Annotated in this window: 16 protein-coding genes, 2 tRNA genes and 4 pseudogenes; 14 read left to right on the top strand and 8 right to left on the bottom strand. The window is 35.5% G+C overall.

Translation table 11 applies throughout. The features are described from left to right. Positions 1-42: 42 nt before the first annotated feature. The 3 genes and pseudogenes from TREMTM_RS01265 to TREMTM_RS01255 all read left to right on the top strand — a co-directional run bounded on the left by TREMTM_RS01265 (position 43) and on the right by TREMTM_RS01255 (position 2219). Positions 43-1038 carry a DNA polymerase III subunit delta' C-terminal domain-containing protein gene (locus TREMTM_RS01265; RefSeq protein ID WP_083172527.1) on the top strand — a complete coding sequence of 332 codons (996 nt, stop codon included), beginning with the start codon at positions 43-45 and terminating at the stop codon, positions 1036-1038. A 13-nt stretch (positions 1039-1051) separates the two neighbouring features. Further along, a complete protein-coding gene (locus tag TREMTM_RS01260) occupies positions 1052-1852 on the top strand; it encodes a metal-dependent hydrolase (protein WP_083172525.1) in 801 nt (266 codons plus the stop codon). Between the two features lie 50 nt (positions 1853-1902). Further along, positions 1903-2219: pseudogene (locus tag TREMTM_RS01255) on the top strand (HIT domain-containing protein). A gap of 8 nt (positions 2220-2227) precedes the next feature. Here the strand turns inward: TREMTM_RS01255 and mfd are convergent. The 5 genes and pseudogenes from mfd to mutL form a co-directional block, all read right to left on the bottom strand. Then, positions 2228-4276, bottom strand: a pseudogene (gene mfd / locus TREMTM_RS01250) (transcription-repair coupling factor); the annotation flags it as partial. Between the two features lie 343 nt (positions 4277-4619). Then, positions 4620-5744: a tRNA 2-thiouridine(34) synthase MnmA gene (mnmA, locus tag TREMTM_RS01245; protein WP_408065646.1), complete on the bottom strand. Its 1125-nt coding sequence runs from the start codon at positions 5742-5744 to the stop codon at positions 4620-4622. A 279-nt stretch (positions 5745-6023) separates the two neighbouring features. Continuing rightward, positions 6024-6761 carry a 23S rRNA (guanosine(2251)-2'-O)-methyltransferase RlmB gene (gene rlmB / locus TREMTM_RS01240; protein ID WP_083172521.1) on the bottom strand — a complete coding sequence of 246 codons (738 nt, stop codon included), beginning with the start codon at positions 6759-6761 and terminating at the stop codon, positions 6024-6026. Positions 6762-7299: 538 nt separating this feature from the next. Further along, entirely contained in the window at positions 7300-8253 is a 954-nt protein-coding gene (miaA, locus tag TREMTM_RS01235) for a tRNA (adenosine(37)-N6)-dimethylallyltransferase MiaA (RefSeq protein WP_083172519.1), read from the bottom strand. Next, positions 8246-10108, bottom strand: coding sequence for a DNA mismatch repair endonuclease MutL (mutL, locus tag TREMTM_RS01230; RefSeq protein ID WP_083172517.1), 1863 nt, complete (start codon positions 10106-10108; stop codon positions 8246-8248). Before mutL ends, miaA begins: the two co-directional genes overlap by 8 nt. A 491-nt stretch (positions 10109-10599) precedes the next feature. On the opposite strand from mutL, the gene TREMTM_RS01225 reads away from it, so the two are divergent. The 4 genes from TREMTM_RS01225 to efp all read left to right on the top strand — a co-directional run bounded on the left by TREMTM_RS01225 (position 10600) and on the right by efp (position 13400). Then, the gene (locus TREMTM_RS01225) at positions 10600-10893 is read left to right on the top strand and encodes a co-chaperone GroES (protein ID WP_083172514.1); all 294 of its coding nucleotides are present in this window, start codon (positions 10600-10602) and stop codon (positions 10891-10893) included. 61 nt (positions 10894-10954) lie between these two features. Next, positions 10955-12592, top strand: coding sequence for a chaperonin GroEL (gene groL / locus TREMTM_RS01220; RefSeq protein WP_083172654.1), 1638 nt, complete (start codon positions 10955-10957; stop codon positions 12590-12592). Between the two features lie 144 nt (positions 12593-12736). Beyond that, entirely contained in the window at positions 12737-12850 is a 114-nt protein-coding gene (locus TREMTM_RS01215) for a hypothetical protein (RefSeq protein WP_083172512.1), read from the top strand. Continuing rightward, complete coding sequence (gene efp / locus TREMTM_RS01210) at positions 12834-13400, top strand: elongation factor P (RefSeq protein ID WP_083172510.1); 567 nt, start codon at positions 12834-12836, stop codon at positions 13398-13400. The genes TREMTM_RS01215 and efp overlap by 17 nt, the downstream gene beginning before the upstream one ends. A gap of 10 nt (positions 13401-13410) precedes the next feature. Here efp and TREMTM_RS01205 read toward each other — a convergent pair. Further along, positions 13411-13483, bottom strand: a tRNA-Glu gene (locus TREMTM_RS01205). A 182-nt stretch (positions 13484-13665) separates the two neighbouring features. Here TREMTM_RS01205 and def point away from each other — a divergent pair. Together def and fmt are read left to right on the top strand one after the other, a co-directional pair. Continuing rightward, positions 13666-14130 carry a peptide deformylase gene (def, locus tag TREMTM_RS01200; protein ID WP_083172508.1) on the top strand — a complete coding sequence of 155 codons (465 nt, stop codon included), beginning with the start codon at positions 13666-13668 and terminating at the stop codon, positions 14128-14130. A 32-nt stretch (positions 14131-14162) separates the two neighbouring features. Continuing rightward, positions 14163-15134, top strand: coding sequence for a methionyl-tRNA formyltransferase (gene fmt / locus TREMTM_RS01195; RefSeq protein ID WP_083172506.1), 972 nt, complete (start codon positions 14163-14165; stop codon positions 15132-15134). Between the two features lie 99 nt (positions 15135-15233). Here fmt and dnaN read toward each other — a convergent pair whose 3' ends face one another. Beyond that, a complete protein-coding gene (gene dnaN, locus TREMTM_RS01190; RefSeq protein ID WP_083172504.1) occupies positions 15234-16346 on the bottom strand; it encodes a DNA polymerase III subunit beta in 1113 nt (370 codons plus the stop codon). Between the two features lie 208 nt (positions 16347-16554). On the opposite strand from dnaN, the gene rpmH reads away from it, so the two are divergent. The 5 genes and pseudogenes from rpmH (at position 16555) to TREMTM_RS01165 (ending at position 20230) form a co-directional block, all read left to right on the top strand. Further along, positions 16555-16704, top strand: a complete 150-nt coding sequence (gene rpmH, locus TREMTM_RS01185) for a 50S ribosomal protein L34 (RefSeq protein ID WP_083172502.1) — start codon at positions 16555-16557, stop codon at positions 16702-16704. Further along, a complete protein-coding gene (rnpA, locus tag TREMTM_RS01180; protein WP_083172500.1) occupies positions 16704-17060 on the top strand; it encodes a ribonuclease P protein component in 357 nt (118 codons plus the stop codon). The genes rpmH and rnpA overlap by 1 nt, the downstream gene beginning before the upstream one ends. A 46-nt stretch (positions 17061-17106) precedes the next feature. Beyond that, positions 17107-18710, top strand: a pseudogene (yidC, locus tag TREMTM_RS01175) (membrane protein insertase YidC). 2 nt (positions 18711-18712) lie between these two features. Next, positions 18713-20089 (top strand): tRNA uridine-5-carboxymethylaminomethyl(34) synthesis GTPase MnmE, encoded by a 1377-nt coding sequence (gene mnmE, locus TREMTM_RS01170; RefSeq protein ID WP_083172498.1) that lies wholly within the window; start codon positions 18713-18715, stop codon positions 20087-20089. 68 nt (positions 20090-20157) lie between these two features. Then, positions 20158-20230: transfer RNA gene (locus TREMTM_RS01165), tRNA-Lys, on the top strand. A 354-nt stretch (positions 20231-20584) separates the two neighbouring features. Here TREMTM_RS01165 and TREMTM_RS01160 read toward each other — a convergent pair. Then, positions 20585-21988: pseudogene (locus TREMTM_RS01160) on the bottom strand (DEAD/DEAH box helicase); the annotation flags it as partial. Positions 21989-21997 lie beyond the last annotated feature (9 nt).

Genomic DNA, 21997 nt, shown 5'->3' with positions numbered 1-21997 from the left:
ATTTAAACTATATTTAGATTTAAACTATATTTATCCTTCACAATGAAATGGTATCCATGGTTAAACAGACCATATAGGCAGATATTAAATTGCTATCAGCAAAATAGTGGGCATCATGCTTTGCTACTTCATAGTCAGCAAGGTAACGGAGAGTTGTCATTGTGCTATGCAATTATACGCTGGTTGATGTGTCAGCAGCATAATGGTATTAAAAGCTGTGGTATCTGCCACAGTTGCCAACTTATGAAGTCTGGAAACCATCCTGACTTTTATCAACTAGAAATAGAAACAGACAGTAAAATACTAGGAGTAAATAGTATTCGTACCATTATTGACAGAGTATATGAACGTGCCCGCCAGGGAGGCGTAAAAATAGTATGGCTGCCTCAAAGCGATTATCTTACTGTACAAGCAGCTACTGCACTATTAAAAACAATTGAAGAACCACCAGAAGACACTTATTTTTTACTAGGTTGCCAGAAAAGATTGCGTTTGTTACCCACACTTAGAAGCAGATGTTTATACTGGTCGCTGCTGGCTCCTGAAGAAAGTATAGGTATCCTATGGTTGAAGCAATATGGTTATTATGATCTTCTTTCTGCACGTACTGCTCTGCGTCTCTGCAGCGGTGCAGTACCTGCAGCAGAGGTATTATTACAGCCTAAAAGATGGCAGGAGCGGTTGAATTTATGCGACGCGCTACAAAATGCTTATACCAATAGTGATTTTTTAGCACTATTGCCATCTTTAAATAAAGATGACAACGGTCCGTTATATTGGCTGCTCAGTTTTCTGAGCGATGCATTAAAATGGCAACAGGGAGCACAGGAATTTTTAGTTAATTCAGATAGAACATTGCTCGTGGACTCAATTGCGGCACGATGGCCAGCTATTGTATTGCACTCACAGTGGCAACAATGGCTGTATTGTCTGCGCCAATTGCAAGAAATAAATGTTACTAATAGCGAATTATTGTTAACCCATTACCTGCTTAATTGGGAACATGGAATTGTGGAAAATTATATTTATTCCCAGTAAAGAGAGTTAAACTATGTTTTTAATAGATTCTCATTGCCACATTGATAACCTTAATTATAAAACTTTGCACCTTAATGTAGCTGATGTAGTTAAAAAAGCACGATTGCATAATGTCAAATTGATTTTGGCGGTATGTACGACTCTGTCTAGCTTTTATGATATGAAAGCAATGATAGGTTGTCGCGATGATGTGTTGTTTTCCTGCGGAATTCATCCATTAAATATCAATGAACCTTATGATTTTGCAGAAATGCAACTACTAGCTTCAGAGAAAAGCGTAGTAGCGCTAGGTGAGACCGGTTTAGATTACTATTACCAAAAAGATAATAAAGCGCAGCAGCAGGAGGTATTCCGAGAACACATTCGTGTGGGCCGAGCATTAAAGAAGCCAGTTATTGTACATAACCGCTGCGCGCAAGAAGATACTATTGTAATTCTACGTAATGAAAATGTTAGTGAATGCGGAGGCGTACTTCACTGCTTTAATGAAGACCGCATAACAGCTAAAAAGCTACTGGATATAGGTTTTTATATTTCTTTTTCTGGAATGGTTACATTCAAGAATGCTGAAACGCTGCGCGAAACTGTACGATATGTTCCTATAGACCAGCTACTATTGGAAACAGATTCCCCATATCTAACGCCGGTCCCTTATCGGGGTAAAGAAAATCAACCAGCTTATGTGCGTCATATAGCAGAATTTATAGCAAAGCTAAAAGGTGTTTCGCTGATAAATTTGGCTAAAGTTACTACTGAGAATTTTGGACGGCTATTTAATTTAGATATGCAGCATTACCTCGACCTAGATACTTAGTGCATGAATGATGAAGTAATTTTAAATTATGAATGAATTTTATATGACATATTTTTAGTAAAATTATCCGCCGTGAAATTATTGCTGATATCCTATATCAGGACAATTTTGTTACCGCTTTTCGCGATATTAACCCTAAGGCACCTATTCATATTTTAATTGTAACTAATCTCTACTATCAACGATGTTACAGCTGATACTGAAGTAGTACTGGGTCGTTTATTTACTGTAGCAGCGCTCCTGTCTAGACAAGAGGGTTGGATACCGGTTAATAGTAAATTGCAACAGCTACGGAGGACAAGAAATTTATCATTTGCACATGCATCTTTTAGGAGGAAAACCTCTTGGTCCCATGATAAAGCATTAATGCTGTTTTTATGGCAACTTTTTTAGCGTATGCTGCTGCAGTTTTACCAATATATCGTCAATATATTGCAGTCTCGTTGTGAAGTTCGACAAGTCACATATAAATTTAAAACTGGTTGGACCATCTAGACGGTAAGTATTAGGTTCTTGCTCTATAAGTTTAAGAATATAGGTAGGGTCAATACAGTTGTTTTTGCTAAAAATTATAGCTCCACCTTTATTACTGCCCTCAATGCGTTGTATGCCTAAACTTTGAGCCCGCTGTCTAATAACTGTTATCATTAGTAAATATCGTGCTTGCTTAGGCATCATACCAAAGCGATCAATAATTTCTATTTTTAACTTTTCTAGTTCACAGTAATCTTCTACACTAGCAATGCGTTTATATAAAGATAAACGAGTATTAACGTTGGGAATATATTCTTCTGGCAAGATAGCTGGAATATGTAGTTCGATATCTGTAATGCTAGTAAGATTCTCAAGAGAAGGTTCACGTCCATACTTAATAGCTTCTACCGCATTTTTTAAAATCTTTGTATATAGTGTAAAACCCATAGCTTTTATTTGACCACTTTGATTTGATCCTAGTAGTTCTCCGTAGCCTCTAATTTCTAAATCGTGCGTTGCTAGCGCAAATCCGGCTCCTAGTTCTTCTAGCGAAGCTATTGCTTTCAGACGCTTATGCGTCTCCTTACTTAGCGATTTAGGTGACGATGTTAACAAGTAGGCGTAAGCTTGATGATGTGAACGACCAACACGGCCACGCAATTGATGAAGTTGCGCTAATCCGAATTGATTCGCCTGTTCGATGATAATTGTATTAGCGTTAGCTATATTGATACCGGTTTCTATGATGGTAGTACATACCAGCACATTAAAACGATTATGATAAAAATCGTTCATCACTTTTTCTAAATCGCGATCTCGTAGCTGACCGTGGCCGATGTTAATACGCGCTTCTGGTACTAGATTTTCCAGGCGTCTAGCAGTTTTTTCAATATTATCTACGTTATTAGATAGATAATAAACCTGTCCTCCACGCAGCACCTCGCGGAGAATAGCCTTACGTACTACCAGCGCATCATATTCACACACAAAAGTTTTTACCATTAACCTACTTGCTGGAGGTGTTGAAATAATAGATATATTGCGCATGCCGCTCATCGCCATATTAAGCGTGCGAGGTATAGGGGTAGCTGTTAGAGTTAGAATATCAATATCGGATCTAATTGCTTTGAAGCGCTCTTTATGAAGCACGCCGAATCGATGTTCTTCATCAAGAATTAGTAATCCTAAATTGTGCCACTTAACCTTACCTTGCAGAAGGATATGGGTACCAATTAAAATATCAACTTTACCTTTAGCTGTATTATCTAGTATCAGATTTCGATTACTAGCGCTGCGAAAACGAGAAATAATATCGATCTTTACTGTAAGATTTGCAAATCTTTCGCTAAAATTTTCAAAATGTTGTTGTGCTAGCAGCGTAGTAGGTACTAATACGGCCACCTGTTTGTTGTTTTCAATTGCTAAAAATGCAGCGCGCATTGCTATCTCTGTTTTACCAAATCCAACATCACCGCAGATTAAGCGATCCATTGCCAGCGGCTTACACATATCGCTCAGTACTTCGTTAATAACCTGAACCTGATCAACGGTAAGTTCAAATTGAAATTGTTCGCAGAACCGTTGATATTTTTTTTTATTATAGTAAAAAGCGAAGCCGCTTTTAGAAGCGCGTTGAGCATAAATATCGAGTAGCTCCGAGGCTACGTCCCGCACTCTATCAGCTGCTTTTTTACGTGCCCTAGTCCAAACATCGCTACCTAATTTATGCAACGGCACATTATCAGTACAGCAGTCATAGTTGCTGATAAGATGTAATGAATATACAGGAACGTAAAGTTTATCATTATCAGCATATGTTAGGATCAAATACTCTGACTTAATACCCCCTATTTCAATTGTGGTCATACCGTCGTATCGACCTATTCCGTGTTCAAGATGCACCATAAGCTGGCCTTCATGCATGGCTACATTATTGTGGATTAAATTATCAGCAATGGTATTATTCATTAGCCCTTAAATGATTATTATTTTTATGTTTTTTATTTTTTTATGGCGCACAAAGATACATTAACGTTAATTTAGCAAAAATATCAATAAAATTCAACATGGGATGTTTTTTATTAAACAAATATAGCTAGCTTGAAGAGATAGTATTTGGTGTAAGTACAGCAAATTTATCTGGGCTCAATATATTATTATTACAATTATTATATATTGGCCGCATTATCTGATGGATAATTGATGGATGGATAGCGACAATGCTGTCAACTAGACACTGCACAGTACTGCTGCTTGTAGCTAAACTACAAAATTAAAATACCGCTGTTAGTAGTTAGTAAGAAAGTAGTTTATTGGATTTAATTATACCACCACCTAAACATCGTTCTTCTAAGTAAAATACAGCAGATTGTCCTGGAGTAACAGCAGCCAGAGGATGCTCTAGAATAACCTGTAAATGACCGTCTGAAATAGGTTTTACAAGACAATTAATGTCAGGTTGACGGGAACGAGTTTTAACTGTACAATACATTTGTTCCCTAATAGGTTCCCGATCTACCCAGTATAACTGATTAGTAACAAAACTAGTAGACATCAGTCTCGGATGCTGGTTTCCCTGGGCTACAATAAGCTGATTATTTTTAATATCCTTATCCACAACATACCATGGATATTCATTGCCTTTACGGGTACCGCCAATGCCCAATCCTTTACGCTGACCTAGCGTATAATACATAAGACCTTGATGATAGCCTAACTGCTGGCCGTCAACAGAAACAATAGCTCCCTGCGGTGCTATGGGTAGATAGCTTTCTATAAAATTGCGAAATTTTCGCTTTCCTATAAAACAGATACCAGTAGAGTCTTTTTTCGTAGCTGTTACTAGACGAAGTTTAGAGGCGATACGCCGTACTTCAGTTTTTACGAGTTCTCCAATAGGAAATAAGCAACGTGAAAGCTGCGTATAACCTAATGTATATAAAAAATAACTCTGGTCTTTATTTTTATCTATACCACGAAGTAGCCTTATTTTACCATTTATATCATATCTACGTACATAATGGCCGGTGGCAATAAAATCTGCTCCTAGAGATTCGGTAGCGAAATCTAAAAATGTTTTAAACTTAATTTCTTTATTGCACAAAATATCTGGGTTAGGAGTTCTTAAAGCTTGATATTCGGCAATAAATTTAACGAAAACCTTATCCCAATATTCAGCAGCAAAATTTACAGTATGTAATATAATACCTAACTGATCGCAGATAATCTGGGTATCTACAAGATCATTTGCTACATGGCAATATTTCTCATTATCATATTCTTCCCAATTTTTCATAAATAGGCCTTCTACTAGATATCCCTGTTGTTGTAGTAACCAGGCGGTTACTGAAGAGTCTACACCTCCTGATAGACCTACGATTACTTTTTTATCTGAAATCTTTGGTAAGAGAACATTCATAGTTGATAACTCTAAATCATTTCTTAATTTAGGCACTTTAACGAAAAGGAATTTTTCAACATAATTTGATAATGTATTATACTATCTTGAAAAGAAGAACAAAAGTATTGTTGTACATTAAGGTTGATTTACCAGTAACTGCCCACCACTAATGGTAGTAATGTTAGAAACGGCAACAAACTTTTTTTATTGATCAATATTACGATAATTTATTACGATAATTTTATGTAAAATGCTAAAAATAGCAGCGTAATTAAATTATTTTTGGGTGTAGATAGATTATTTTTTATTTCGCTGCCGGACTGCTTCAAATAAGCATATACCTGTTGCAACTGATACATTAAGAGAAAAAACCGTACCAGCCATGGGTATACTGATAAGTTCATCGCAATATTTACGAGTTAGGCTACGCATACCCTTATTTTCTCCCCCCATAATTAGCGCTAGAGGTCCAGTTAATTTACTTTTATAGAGATCATGATCAACATTTTTATCATCAGTACCAACTATCCATAGCTTATGTATTTGCAGCAAGCGTAATGTGCGTGCCAGATTAGTTACTCGAATCAATGGAACTGTTTCTGCAGCACCGCTTGCTACTTTTTGAGCAGTAGCATTCAGCGGAGCTGTGCGTTTTCTGGGTACTATTACTGCATGTACTCCTGCAGCGTCAGCACAGCGTAGACATGCACCAAGATTATGCGGATCAATAACACTATCAAGAATAAGCAGCAGCGGTGTAGCCTGTTGCGCTAGCAACGACAAAAGATCTTTTTCTTGAAACTGTAGTTCATGCACACGTGCTATAATACCCTGATGTACTGCACCATCAGTTTTTTTGTCCAGCCATTGTCTACTAGCCATCTTGATAACAAGACCTTTTTTATCTAACTGTTGGATAAGTTTATGTAAACGGCGATTTTTATGACTTTGGGATAAATATATATCTAGCAAACGCTGTGGATTACGTTCTAGTATAGATTGTATGGTATGAATACCGTAAATAATTCTTATCATTATTTTAATTTGCTATTGCTATGGTATTTATATGCAGTATTAGAAATTTTTTCATCGATAACCTTGCTAAATCGCAAGATAATGCCTCTTTGTCCCTATTTAACCACAAATATTAATGTAGAAAGTAACAATAAGCTTACGCATAAATTACTCCTTTGTGGTATCTTTATTATGCTGTAGCTTAGCTTATTAGTTAAGCTTTGATTCTTTATACCGTTCGCCCTATGCTTCTGTAATTTTACCTCATTATAATACGCTTCTGCTTCGCTTCACTAAGATAGTTTAAATATTAAGGATGAAGAAAATTACCATAGTAATACCTTGTATGTTAATTTTCTAAAATAAACAAGTACGTGTTACCGACGTAATACATTCAAAAATTATCGATTTCCCATTAGCATATTAGCAATTCTAATTTTTTCTTAGATGCTTATTTTTTGTCCATAACAAAAATAATAAAATATCTAGATTAAATTGTAGTACAATGTACGCCACAACATTAAATACTTAATATTAAATACTTATAATATACTTAATATTAAATACTTATAATTTTTAATATTTTGTTAAGTGCATTATACTGGTTATCGATATCTAGATAATGAACATTAGGCCATCTACGTAGCCATGTTATTTGGCGCTTTGCAAGCTGCCTTGTAGCACAAATACCGCTAAAAACCATATCATCATAACTTATTTCATTAGAAATATATGACCACATCTGGCGATAGCCAACACATCTAATAGATGACATTTCTCTATTAAGATCACCGCGAGCAAAAAGTGTACATACTTCATTTTCGAAACCAATAGCTAACATCATATGAAAGCGTTGTGCAATACGCTGATGCAATAATGCACGGTCAAATGGCACAATAGCGAATGAATGTACTCGATAATTTAATACTTCTTCACCTGTTTTTTTTCTCAGCTCTGTTATAGAGTTACCTGTAATAAAAAAAATTTCAAGTGCTCGCGATAATCTTTGTAGATCATGTTGATGAATCCTATTGGCTGCAATAGGATCTATATTTTTTAAATGCAAGTGCAATGTATTCCAACCTACTATTTTCGCTACATGTTTAATGTAATAACGTACTTCGGTATTTGCTGGAGGCAATTGTGAGGATAATCCATATAGTAGAGCTTTAAAATAGAGCATAGTTCCACCTACTAGTAATGGTATACGACCTGCTTCAGTGATTTCTGTCATTTCCTTAATAGCATCACGGCGAAAATCTGCTACTGAATAAGAATCTAAAGGATCGCGGATATCTATCATACGATGCGGCACTAACGCCATTTGTTTAACGTCTGGTTTAGCAGTTCCGATATTCATTCCACGATATATTAACGCTGAATCAACGCTAATAATATCTACTGGAAGCTGCTTGTATAGCGCTATTACTAATTTGGTTTTGCCAGATGCTGTAGGTCCCATTAGAAAAATAGCCTGAGGATTTAGTTTATTCTGAGGATTTAGTTTATTCATTTAGTGCTTTATCTTGATTTAGTGCTTGAATGGCGGTTTCAACATTTAATGTAACTAGAAGTCTATATTGAGCATTTTTTAACCACTGTGGCCAAATTAGCTCTATATCGGCCAGCAATTGCATTGCTTGATAATAGTTCCAGGCTACTGATTTTTTTTCTTTATGCAAATGATTAGTTATCCATACTATAATTTGTTGATGCGTAACTGCTACTCTATTGAGCTGCAAGTAAACTAATAAGTCTGTAATCAAGTTTTTTAAATTTTTTTTAAAAAGTAAAGGGACCGCTTTCAGTGTAGCTTGATTTCGATGTAATTCGAATGAAAAACCTATTTTTTTTAATACTTGCTGATAATATTTTAGTACTATTTTTTTTTCTTTGCATAAATTAATCCTTAAAGGAATTAGTAATGGCTGATAGATCAGCGTATCATCTATTATACCTGTTGTTAGTTTGTACTCTATTAAACATCTGTTTGCAACTGATAGTGATAGCAATGCTAAGCTATTTTCTAATTCTAGAAGTGCATAACAGGGTGCAATTAAGGTTAGTATACGGCCAAAACTATAATAATTACCAGATATCATATCTGGTTTATTTTTATTTATTCTGGTAGCATTAATCTTAATTGTATCGTTACAGGTGCTGCCATATTGTTTTTTTTCAACTAAATTTATGCCGTCTCCTAACTTTAGTGGCTTTTCTAAAATATTACGCTGTTCTTTTTGCAATTCATGTGGCATCCATCCTGTTGGATGGGACACTGAAGATATTAATGTATCATCATGATTAGAAAAAGAATTATGTCCAGAAGATTGGCTATTTTTTATTATTTTTATTTTTTCTGAAATAAAATTGTGGTGTTGCAAGGCAGTAACTACCGCCTGGTAGATAAAGTCATGTATTAACCTATTATGGTAAAATAGCACATCATTTTTAGTAGGATGGACATTAATATCTACCTTATTAGACTTGACGTCAAGGAACAATACAAATGCAGGATGTTGCGTACCAGTAATTTTTTCTTGATAAGCCTGCAGTACAGCGTTTTTAATTAATTTATTATTACGTATAGTTCGCTTATTAACATAAATGTACTGCATATTTATCTTTTTACATGTTGGATTGCTGATCCACCCTTGGATAGCTATATTGCTATTATGCTGCCAATATATTTCTAGTGATTGTTCTACAAATGCTGTACCACAAATTTTAATCATCCGGCTCCGATGCTTCCTTTGCTGGCTAACAGCTAGGTAATTACGCACAATTTTACCATTATGCTGTAAAATAAACGTTACGTCAAATCTTGACAGTGCCATACGACGAATTATTTCATCAATATATGTAAATTCGGTTTTTTCAGTACGCATAAATTTGCGACGAGCTGGCATGTTATAAAATAAATCTAATACTTCTATTGTTGTTCCTACGGGGTGTGCTGCTGGTTTCAATGTTACCGCTAAGTCGCTTCCCTCGGAATATACTTGCCAAGCTTCGTTCTGTGAGGTCGTACGCGAAGTAAGTGTTAAACGCGACACAGAGCTGATGCTATTTAGCGCTTCACCGCGAAATCCCATGCTGGTGATGTTTTCAAGATCTTTCATACTGGTTATTTTGCTGGTTGAATGGCGTTTCAGCGCTATTTTTAGTTCCTCTTTAGCTATACCGTTTCCGTTATCTATGATACTGATGCGTTTTGTACCCCCACGTTCGATATTAATTTCAATTCTTGTTGCTCCAGCATCAAGACTGTTTTCAATTATTTCTTTTACTACCGATGCAGGTCGGAAAACTACTTCACCTGCTGCAATTTGATTAGCAATATGTGGTGGTAATACTTTAATTGACATAATAATCTACTTCCTTTATTTTTTCGTAATGATACAAAATAAACGTGCCTGTGTCTGCATTTACATTGACTGCAGCATCTTAAGCTTAAGCTTGCTGCTTATACCTGTGCTTTGGCCCTTCAATATTTTAGTTTGTTATACAAAGCTATTCTGTATACATGAGACAATTTTAATTGTAGCAGCTCATAATACCATAGTGTGGTTTTTTTACCCCACGTAAAAATGTTGTTTTAATACAGCTTTTTGCATGCAGTAAGAAGCTAATGCAGCGCCAAATGCAAAATTGCTATTTTATCCTTATCCTTTATTACTTGTTTTATGCTTTAATACGCTATTTTCTAGCAACAAATTATATTTAGAGCGCATAAAAATTGTTTAACCCCTTGAAGCATCCTTGAACGACCCCATTATATTTTTTATGAAGTCAGGCATAATATCGTGTCTGGCATTCATCTCAAATGAGGAGACAGACTTTCTAAGGAGAGCTATCAATGAAAATTCGTCCATTACATGATCGCGTTATTGTCAAGCGTAAAGAAATTGAAGCTAAATCGGCTGGTGGCATAGTGCTAACCGGTTCTGCAGCAGGAAAATCTACAAGAGGTGAAGTACTGGCTGTAGGTCGTGGTCGTATTCTGGAAAACGGCGAAGTAAAGGCGCTGGACGTAAAGGTTGGCGACATCGTGATTTTCAACGAAGGATATAGCGTGAAGGTAGAAAAAATAGACAATGATGAAGTGTTAATTATGTCAGAAAACGATATTTTAGCTATTGTTGAAGACTAATTCTAATATTCTAATTCAAGCGAAATTATCTGAACTAAACGAATTCCAAGGAAATATAGAAATGACAGCTAAAGATGTAAAATTTGGTAATGACGCTCGCGTAAAAATGCTTCGCGGCGTAAATGTTTTGGCTGACGCAGTTAAAGTAACCTTAGGACCTAAAGGTCGTAATGTAGTACTTGATAAATCTTTCGGTGCTCCAGCTATTACTAAAGATGGCGTTTCTGTTGCACGTGAAATTGAGCTAGAAGATAAATTCGAAAACATGGGCGCACAGATGGTAAAGGAGGTTGCTTCTAAAGCCAATGACGCAGCAGGAGACGGAACTACTACTGCAACAGTATTAGCCCAATCAATTGTTAATGAAGGACTAAAAGCAGTTGCTGCTGGTATGAATCCGATGGATTTAAAGCGTGGGATCGACAAAGCTGTTGTTGCCGCAGTGGCGGAACTAAGAAAGCTGTCCGTGCCTTGCTCTGATTCCAAAGCTATAGCTCAGGTTGGCACTATATCCGCTAATTCAGATGAAACAGTGGGTACTTTAATAGCTGAAGCTATGGCAAAAGTAGGTAAAGAGGGAGTTATAACTGTAGAAGAAGGTTCCGGTCTTCAGGACGAGTTAGATGTTGTTGAAGGAATGCAATTCGACCGTGGTTATCTTTCTCCGTATTTTGTTAATAAGCAAGAAACTGGTATCGTTGAATTAGAAAGCCCATTTATTTTGCTTGTTGATAAAAAGATCTCAAATATAAGAGAAATGTTACCTGTACTAGAAGCGGTTGCTAAAGCAGGGAAACCATTGTTAATTATTGCTGAAGACGTTGAAGGTGAAGCACTTGCTACATTAGTTGTAAATACAATGCGCGGTATTGTTAAAGTTACAGCTGTGAAAGCTCCTGGATTTGGTGATCGTCGTAAGGCAATGATGCAAGATATCGCTATCTTAACTTCTGGTACTGTTATATCAGAAGAAATTGGTCTTGAACTAGAAAAGGCCAAGTTAGAAGATATGGGACAGGCAAAACGTGTTGTAATTACTAAAGATACAACTACCATTATCGATGGTATGGGTGATAAAGCTCTTATCAGTAGTCGTGTTGCACAAATTAACCAACAACGCGATGAAGCTACTTCTGATTACGATCGAGAAAAATTACAGGAGCGGATTGCTAAACTAGCTGGAGGAGTTGCTGTTATTAAAGTTGGTGCCGCAACGGAAGTAGAAATGAAAGAGAAAAAAGCACGTGTTGAAGACGCTTTACATGCAACTCGCGCCGCAGTAGAAGAAGGAGTTGTTGCTGGTGGTGGTGTAGCACTAATTCGCGTAGCGAACAGTATAGCTGAGCTTAAAGGTAATAATGAAGATCAAAACGTGGGTATTAAAGTAGCACGCAGAGCAATGGAATCAACACTGCGTCAGATTGTTGCTAACGCCGGTGAAGAGCCCTCTGTGATTGCAAATAAAGTTAAAGCTAGTGAAGGTGATATCGGTTATAATGCAGCTACAGAAGAATACGGTAATATGATCGATATGGGTATATTAGATCCAACTAAAGTAACACGTTCTGCATTGCAGTATGCTGCTTCTATAGCAGGTTTGATGATAACTACCGAATGTATGGTTACTGAATTACCCAAGGATGAAAAAACTGATATGGGAAGCGCAAACGGTGGCATGGGTAGCGGCAGTATGATGTAATCATCAATTACATTGATCTGTGTTATTAAACATAAGTGATCTTTATTATTAACCCCCCAAAATTGGGGGGTTAAATTTTTTTATCTTCAGCGCTTATAAAGTGTTTACGCGCTATGTGCAAGTACCTTGTGTGGTATCAAAATTATGTTTGATGGAGAGCCATGCTCGATCATTGACAATCAATTCGTAAATCCTGGAAAAGGACAGGCGTTGTTTAGTTTATTAAAAATAACTATTTATTATGGTATATTATTATAGTACAAAAGAATTCAGTTGTGGTATCAAAATTATGTTTGATGGAGAGCCATGCTCGATCATTGACAATCAATTCGTAAATCCTGGAAAAGGACAGGCGTTTAACAGAGTTCGTATGAAGAAATTAATTTCAGGCAAAATTTTAGAAAAAGTATTTAAATCTGGTAGATTGGTAGAAGCAGCAGATGTTATTGATATCAATTTTATTTATTTGTATAACGACGGTAAATTCTGTTATTTTATGAATAACAGTAATTTTGAACAACTAGCAGTTAATATTAAATTAGTTGGTGATACTATAAAATGGATGGTAGAACAAACTGAGTATGTTATTACTTTGTGGAACGGTCAAGTAATTGCTGTCACAACGCCTAACTTCGTAGCATTAAAGATTATAAAAACTGATCCCTATGGATATAATATCAGTACCAGTGGTAAAAAAATAGCTATTTTAACTACTGGAGCGATAGTTAAAGTGCCGTTATTTGTTAATGTTGGCGAAATTATTAAAGTAGATACTCGCTCTAGTGAGTATGTCTCTAGAGAAAAATAAATAGCAAAAATGTCCCCTAGGGGGTTCGAACCCCTGTTGCCGCCGTGAAAGGGCAGTGTCCTAGGCCACTAGACGAAAGGGACAAAAATAAGTAATATATTGTATAGCTGTTTTTAAAAATATCAAGTTAAAAAAATAATAATTTTATTTAAAAAATTTCAAATATTTATTTTTGCTATTTATTTTTTTGTATAATATAATTCTATGTATAGCGTCTTATTAGACGCTAATCGATGAGTAAGTTTAAAACATAGATTCAGATATTATGGCATTACTGCAGGTATTACATTACCCTGACGAGCGGCTGCGAAAAATAGCAAAACCAGTTGCTGAAATTAATGATACTATCCAACGCATAGTGGATGATATGTTTGAAACTATGTATGCTGAAGATGGTATAGGCCTAGCAGCTACCCAAGTTGATATTCATCAGAGGATAATTGTGATTGATGTCTCGGAAAATAGAGATCAGCGTTTAGTACTAATAAATCCAGAAATACTAAAAAAAAGTGGAAAAATAGGCCTTGATGAAGGCTGTTTGTCTATTCCAGGTTTTCGTGGTTTTGTTTCACGTGCTGAAACTATAAAAGTTTTGGCTTTAGATAGAACAGGTAAATTTTTTAAGTTTGAAGCTGATGCTATTCTTGCAATTTGCATCCAACACGAGATAGACCACTTAGTGGGTAGATTATTTATCGATTATTTGTCGCCTAAAACATCAGCGCTTTAATATTTAGTGCGAAATGGATATTGTTAACAAATATGAATTTAGGAATTATCGTGTTATATTCTTTACGTATTCTATTTGCTGGTACACCTAATTTTGCTTCTTGCCATTTAAATGCGCTAATTAATACTAAACATAATTTAATAGGTGTTTTAACTCAGCCAGATCGTCCTGCAGGACATGGAAATATATTTACCCCCAGCCCAGTTAAGCAGTTAGCAGAAAGCTATAATGTGCCGGTATTTCAGCCTTTTTCACTGCACAACATTGAAGTTCAACGTTGTATAGAAGAGTTAAATGCAGATATTCTAGTGGTAGTAGCTTATAGTATGATTCTACCCAAAGCCGTTTTAGATATTCCCAAAATAGGATGTATTAATGTGCATGGGTCACTATTACCTAAATGGCGCGGGGCAGCGCCTATTCATAGAGCATTATTGGCAGGTGACGATTTCACTGGCATAACTATTATCAAAATGGATGCTGGTCTTGATACTGGTCCTGTGCTGTATAGGAACATATGTACTATACAACCTGACGATACTAGCGCTTCATTATATGCTAAATTAGCTAAAATGGGGTCTAATGCACTGCTAAAAACTCTGGAACTACTTATCGCTGGCAGCGTTACAGCTGAGCCACAAAATAACGAACTAGCTTCCTATGCTTACAAAATAAGTAAGGAAGAAGCCAGAATAGACTGGAGCTTATCAGCAGTTCAGCTTGAGCGCTGTATTAGAGCTTTTAATCCATGGCCTATAAGTTATTTTCTAATTAATGGACATTATATTAGAGTATGGGCTGCTAGAGTTAATAAGCAACTACATACAGCTTCTTATTTACCAGGAACAATTTTTGCTGCTGATAAAAAAGGTATCCATATTACTACTGGAGATGGAATACTAACATTAACTAAGTTGCAGCCTGAAAGTAAAAAAGTAATGCAAGTACATGAATTACTAAATTCCCGTCGGGAATTGTTTATTCCAGGCATGGTTCTTGTTTAGAATTATGGCACGGCACTGTTTATTAGGCAGAGTAGGTAGCAATTCATTACGTTCATTACGTATTACTTTTAAAAATTATTAAATTACGGTAAATTTTTATTAGAGCCGTATCGGCATAATTATATAAATAGCTACTTTGTTAGCGCTATCTACAATTTGCACACTAGAAACCCCATCTGTTAGTAATATTCGTACTACATCGCACTTTAAAGCATTGAGCACGTCAAGTACATAACTGACGTTAAAAGCAATTTCTACTTCACTACCATGATAGTAAGCATCAATAATCTCTTCTGCTTCTTCCTGTTTAGGATTATTAGCAGTAATTTTTAGCTGGTTGGTACTAAGATATAACCGCACACCATGAAATCTATCACTGGATAGAATAGCTGCACGTGTAAGAGCCTGTTTAAGAGCCTCACATTTTGCTTCAATTTTTTTATCAGGATTTTTTAGAAATACTCTACGATAATCAGGAAAACGACCGTTAACTAGTTTTGAGGTAAACATATAATTACCGACGCTGATACGGATATTATTACTACCAATTTGCACTTTTACTGGATTATCACTACTATCTAGTATGCGCACTAGCTCAATTATACTTTTACGTGGTATAATAACAGAGTGTAACGGCAAAATATTGCCGATTACTGGTATGACGCACATTGCCAAGCGGTGACCGTCTGTAGCAACAGCACGTAATGCATCTACTTCAGTTTCAAATAACATACCGTTTAGGTAATAACGTACATCTTGATGTGCCATAGAAAATTGAGTTGATTCAATTAATTTTTTCAAACTTGATTGTTTTATAGTAAATTGTACTATGATTTGCCAATCATCTATATTTGGAAAATTTACTGCAGGTAGCGTAGAAAGTAAATAACGGCTCCTACCAGATTTAATTAATATCCTTTCACCTTCTACTAACGTTACCGCTATCTCAGCTTCTGCTGGTAGACCTCTGCAAATATCAAAAAACTTACGTGCTGGTACAGTGGTAGCTACACTTTGCTCATAAAAATTATTAAGAACGACCTTAGCTACTATTTCTAGTTCTAAATCGGTACCAGTCAATAGCAAATTATCTTTATTTATCTGTAATAGTATATTATTTAGAATAGGCAAAAGAGGACGCCTAACACCCAATGTGTTACTTACTTGTTGCAGAGGCTTGATTAAATGCTCACGTTTTATGATAAATTTCATAGCTTCTTTATTCTAAGTTTTTTTAGGAAAACATAATTAACGTCATCGCTATCGGCGCTAATCGTAAAAATATTACCTCTTTTTTTTAAAAGTAATACGTAATGTAAATTGACTAACAGTTATTATAATGATAATTTCTCTATAATAAATAATATGAATCGGTATTTTATTACCTTATTTATTATCTAAAATTTAGGTAAATATCGCTATGAAACGCACTTTTCAACCATCAGTATTAAAACGTAATCGCACCCATGGTTTTAGAATTCGTATGGCAAATAAAAAAGGGCGTCATATTTTAGCACGACGACGTGCTAAAGGACGTTCGTATTTAACTGTTTCTTCTAAAGAAAACTAGTGATTAAGATTGCATTTACCCGTAAGTTACGGTTGTTAACTTCTAATGATTTTTTTTTCGTATTTCAGAAACCTCACCGTGTGGGTACGCAATATATTCTTATTCTTAGCCGCTTGAATACATTAGGTTATCCAAGAGTTGGTTTTACTATAGCAAAAAAATATATAAAAAAGGCTCATGAACGCAACAAAATTAAACGATTAATACGCGAAAGTTTTCGACGGCAACAGCATACATTGCCTACAATGGATTTTGTAGTTATTGCTAAAAAAGACTTTACAAATTTTTATAAAAATAATTCTGCCATAACAGAAACATTAGATAAATTATGGAACTACCATTGTCTCCATTTTTAATTTAGAGGACCATCTTACTTAACAGAGAACCATAAAAATAAAAAAAATGGATTCACAATATAATATTCTTGTAATTATTGTAATAGCTATGCTGTGCGTGTTTTTCATTTTTTTGCAAAAAACTGACACTGAATATTATTCTAAGTATACTAATCAGCATAAAATGCAACAAGAGTTAGACCCCAACAGCAATAAAGTTCCTAGGGAACATGAAGGTAGGTTTATTACAGTGAATACTGACGTATTATCACTAAAAATAAACCCTTACGGTGGTGATATTGAGCAGGCTTTTCTGTTAACTTATTCAGATAAATTAGATTCACTGCAACCTTTTCATTTACTTGAAACATCTAATGAATTTGTATATCAGGCTCAAAGCGGCCTAACGGTAAAAAATAGTCAGAAAAATAAATCAAATATTTTTCGCCCGCTTTATAAAACTAATAAAAATACCTATATTATGGAGGATACTCAGAAAGAGTTACGCGTCCCTTTTACTTACGTCGATTACGATGGTGTTGTTTACAAAAAAACTTTTATTTTAAAACGCGGTGAATTTGTTATTAACATCAATTATAATGTTAATAACACAAATAATACGCAGCAATTAGAGCTAATTTTGTTTGGTAAACTAAAACAGTCTATTATTTTCCCAAAAAAAATAAAAAATTGCAATTTTTCAATTCATGGCTACCGTGGCACATCCTATTCTACCACTGCAAAAAAATATCAAAAGTATAGTTTTAAAGCAATTAAAGTAAAAAATTTAAGCGTCTATACTGATGGAGGTTGGATCGCTATGCTACAGCAATATTTTGCTACTGCTTGGATTCCTTTTACCCAAGGAAAAAATACGTTTTATACAACGTATTTAAGTAACGGTCAAGCTGAGATCGGATTTAAATCTACTCCTGTTATTATTGCAGCAGGTAGCAAAAAAGAATTAAATGCATCATTATGGATTGGTCCCAAAATTCAGAAGATGGCAGATATTGCCCCTTATTTAGACCTTGTAATCGATTATGGCTGGTTATGGTTCATTTATCAACCATTATTTAAAATATTAACTATTATATATAGCTATACTTGCAATTGGGGGGTTTCTATTATTATCATTACTTTTATCGTACGTTGCCTTATGTATCCTATTACAAAATCGCAGTATACTTCAATGTATAGAATGCGTATTCTGCAGCCTAAACTAACAGCGATACGAGAGCGTTTATATGATAATAAACAGCTATATAGTAAAGAAATGATAGCTTTATATAAAGCAGAAAAGGTTAATCCTTTTGGTGGATTCCTACTTCTAATAATACAGATGCCTATTTTATTATCGTTATATTACATGCTTTCAAGCTCTATTGAATTACATCATGCTCCTTTTAGTATGTGGATACATGACTTATCTGCTCCAGATCCTTACTATATTTTGCCGACACTGATGGGTGTGACTATGTTCTTTATTCATAAAATGTCGATCAATACTGATCCAATACAACATAAAATTATGTTTTTTATGCCAGTTATATTTACTATTTTTTTCTATTATTACCATCAGGTTTAGTATTGTATTACATCGTAAATAATTTTGTAACTATTATTCAGCAAAAGTTTATTTATAGCGTACTTTTTAAAAGAGGTCTATAGCTATGAGCATAGATACTGATACTATTACTGCAATTGCTACACCGCAAGGACGTGGCGGAATAGGTATTTTGCGTGTTTCTGGACCTTTAGCTACATCGGTAGCACGCATGTTATTGGGTAAGCTGCCAATTCCCAGGCAGGCTGAATACCTACCATTTTGCGATATGAACGGCAATCATATAGATCATGGTATCGCCCTATTTTTTCCAGGTCCTTTTTCTTTTACTGGTGAAGATATTCTAGAACTACAAGGACACGGTGGTCCTATAATCTTAGATCTGCTATTGCAGCAAATTATATCGCTTCAAGGAGTGCGTATTGCCCATCCAGGAGAGTTTTCTAAGCGTGCCTTTATAAATAATAAGCTAGATCTTGCTCAGGCAGAGGCTATTGCTGATCTAATAGATGCTAGTTCAGTTCAGGCAGCTCGATCTGCATTCAACTCATTGCAAGGCAAGTTTTCTATCCGTATTCATGAGTTAGTAGAAATGCTGACTAATCTGCGCATAGCTGTTGAAGCTGCTATCGATTTTCCAGATGAAGACATTGATTTTATTTCAAAAAGTAAAATAGAAACAAGTATAAATGATATTATTACCAGACTTAATATGGTAATAGCAGAAGCTCATCAAGGAAGTATTTTACGTGAAGGTATTAAAGTAGTCATTGCTGGTAAACCTAACGCCGGTAAATCCAGCCTACTGAATGCTATTGCGGGGCGTGAGGTAGCGATCGTAACTGCAGTTGCTGGTACTACACGCGATATATTGCGTGAATATATTCATATAAACGGCATTCCTATGCATATAATCGATACCGCAGGTTTGCACGAATCAGAAGATGAAGTAGAAAAAATTGGTATTGAGCGTGCTTGGCGTGAAATTAAACAGGCAGATCATGTATTATTAATTGATAGTGATAGTAAAGAAGAAATAGATAGTACCGAAACAACACTTAAAATGATACAGAAGTTTATAGCACGTATACCATCTGGTATAGATGTCACTATAGTAAGAAATAAAGCTGATATTACAGGAGAAAAAATTGGCATAAGAAAAATAAAAGATTACTCAATAATCACTCTTTCTGCAAAAGCAGGTATAGGCCTAAACTTTCTTTTTGAACACCTTAAGCAAATTAATGGTTTTACTGGTAGCACTGAAGGACAGTTTTTAGCGCGTCGCCGTCATATAGAGGCACTTAAAAATGCAGCTAAGCATTTATTTCAGGGGAAAGAGCAATTAGTTAACGCCTGTTATTGTGAACTACTAGCTGAAGAATTACGGTTAGCACAAAAAATGCTTAGTGAAATTACAGGAGAATTTAGTTCTAATGATTTGCTGAAAAATATTTTCTCTAGCTTTTGTATTGGTAAGTAATTACAGTTATTCATGAACATGAATTCTTTGACATAGGTGTTAAATTAAGATAATAATTTATACATTGTGGGTCGTTAGCTCAGTTGGTAGAGCAGTTGACTCTTAATCAATTGGTCGTAGGTTCGAATCCTACACGACCCATATTAATCATAAAATTATGATTTCAAGCACCATACACGTTTTGCTACAGCATTGCACGAAAAATCAGCTAATCGTTGCGTTTTAAATGAAATTACATCAAAAACTTTTATACCCCCAACAATGACAGCAGACTTTATCTGGATGGAAGCATCACATCATTTGTTCAGGTATTATCCAATCGGATGATCTACTGCAGCGATTATGATACTAGCTAATTCGGTAATTTAATTGCTATTTCTTTTTTTAGCACTTCTGGACGCCGTAGTGTCCAGAAGTCCCATAAATAACAAGTCGCGTCTTGAAGTCGCGTCTTGTTTTGTTTTCATATTTTACGAAATAAATGAATGAAATTTAACGCCTGCTGCCCCTACTGCGATCAATTAAATTACGTCGCAAAATACGACGTTTAATATTATTAGGAACTTTATTATTAGGAACTTGTGGTAAGATAAGTGGACGTTCTCCCTGGGCCATTTTCAACAATGCTGCAGCCAAAGTTTCCATATCTAGCTCTTCTGCCGCAGGTTGCAATTTTGCTAACAGTGCGCGATACATATTAAGATCGTTACTTTCTAGCTGGTTTTGTACTTTATCTGCAAACTTAGCTAATCTACGGCTGCTTAATATTTCTGCAGTAGGTAATTTTACTTCCTTTATTGTCAGCTTAGTCATACGTTCAATATTACGCAATAGACGTCGTTCGCGGTTTTCTACAAATAATAGTGCCCGTCCAGCTCTACCAGCACGACCGGTACGTCCAATACGATGAACATAAGATTCATAATCGAGCGGAATATCATAGTTGACGACCAAGCTAATGCGATCAACATCTAGTCCCCGTGCAGCGACATCAGTAGCGATTAGTATATCTAAGCGACCATTTTTAAAACGATCTAATGTCTGTTCTCGTAAATTTTGATTCATATCACCATTGAGAGCAGCGCTATTATAACCGTTTTTTTCCAAAGCTTCTGCTACTTCCAGCGTTGCATTTTTAGTACGCACAAATATAATAGCTGCATCAAAATCTTCTGCTTCTAAGAAACGAGCCAGTGCTTCATTTTTGCGTATTCCTTGAACTATCCAATAGCATTGGCTGATATCTGGACAGTTTTTTATACTGGATTGAATCCGTACTTCATATGGATTGTTCATAAACCGTCGCGTAATTCTACGAATTACTTCTGGCATAGTAGCTGAGAATAGAGCAGTTTGATGTTTAGCTGGTATCTTAGATAGAATATTTTCTACATCTTCTATAAACCCCATTCGCAACATTTCATCCGCTTCATCTAACACTAATCCATTTAACTTAGATAAGTTTAGAGTACCTCTTTTTAAATGATCTAAAAGTCTTCCTGGAGTACCTACAACAACTTGTGGCCCATAGCGCAGGGCGCGTAATTGTAAGTCATAACGTTGTCCTCCGTATAAGGAAACTATATTAACACCTTTTATATGCTTAGCAAAATCTGTACAGGCATCACCTACCTGTACTGCTAGTTCTCTAGTAGGAGCTAGAACTAACATCTGTGGTACCGCTAATTCTGGATTAATATTATTTAACAGCGGTAAAGAAAAAGCAGCAGTTTTACCGCTACCTGTTTGAGCCATACCTAATACATCACGTCCAGCTAAAAGATGTGGAATACAGGCAGACTGTATTGGTGATGGTTTTTCATAACCTAGATCTGCAAGTGCGTTAAGTATATGAGCTTTAAGCCCCAAATCGGAAAAATATTTTTCTACTTTAGACATTGTACGAGT

The organism is secondary endosymbiont of Trabutina mannipara, from assembly GCF_900090215.1.
Taxonomy (GTDB): Bacteria; Pseudomonadota; Gammaproteobacteria; order Enterobacterales; family Enterobacteriaceae; genus Mikella.
The sequence above is the reverse complement of the archived record's forward strand: the minus strand, read 5'-3'. Positions and strand labels throughout refer to the sequence as shown.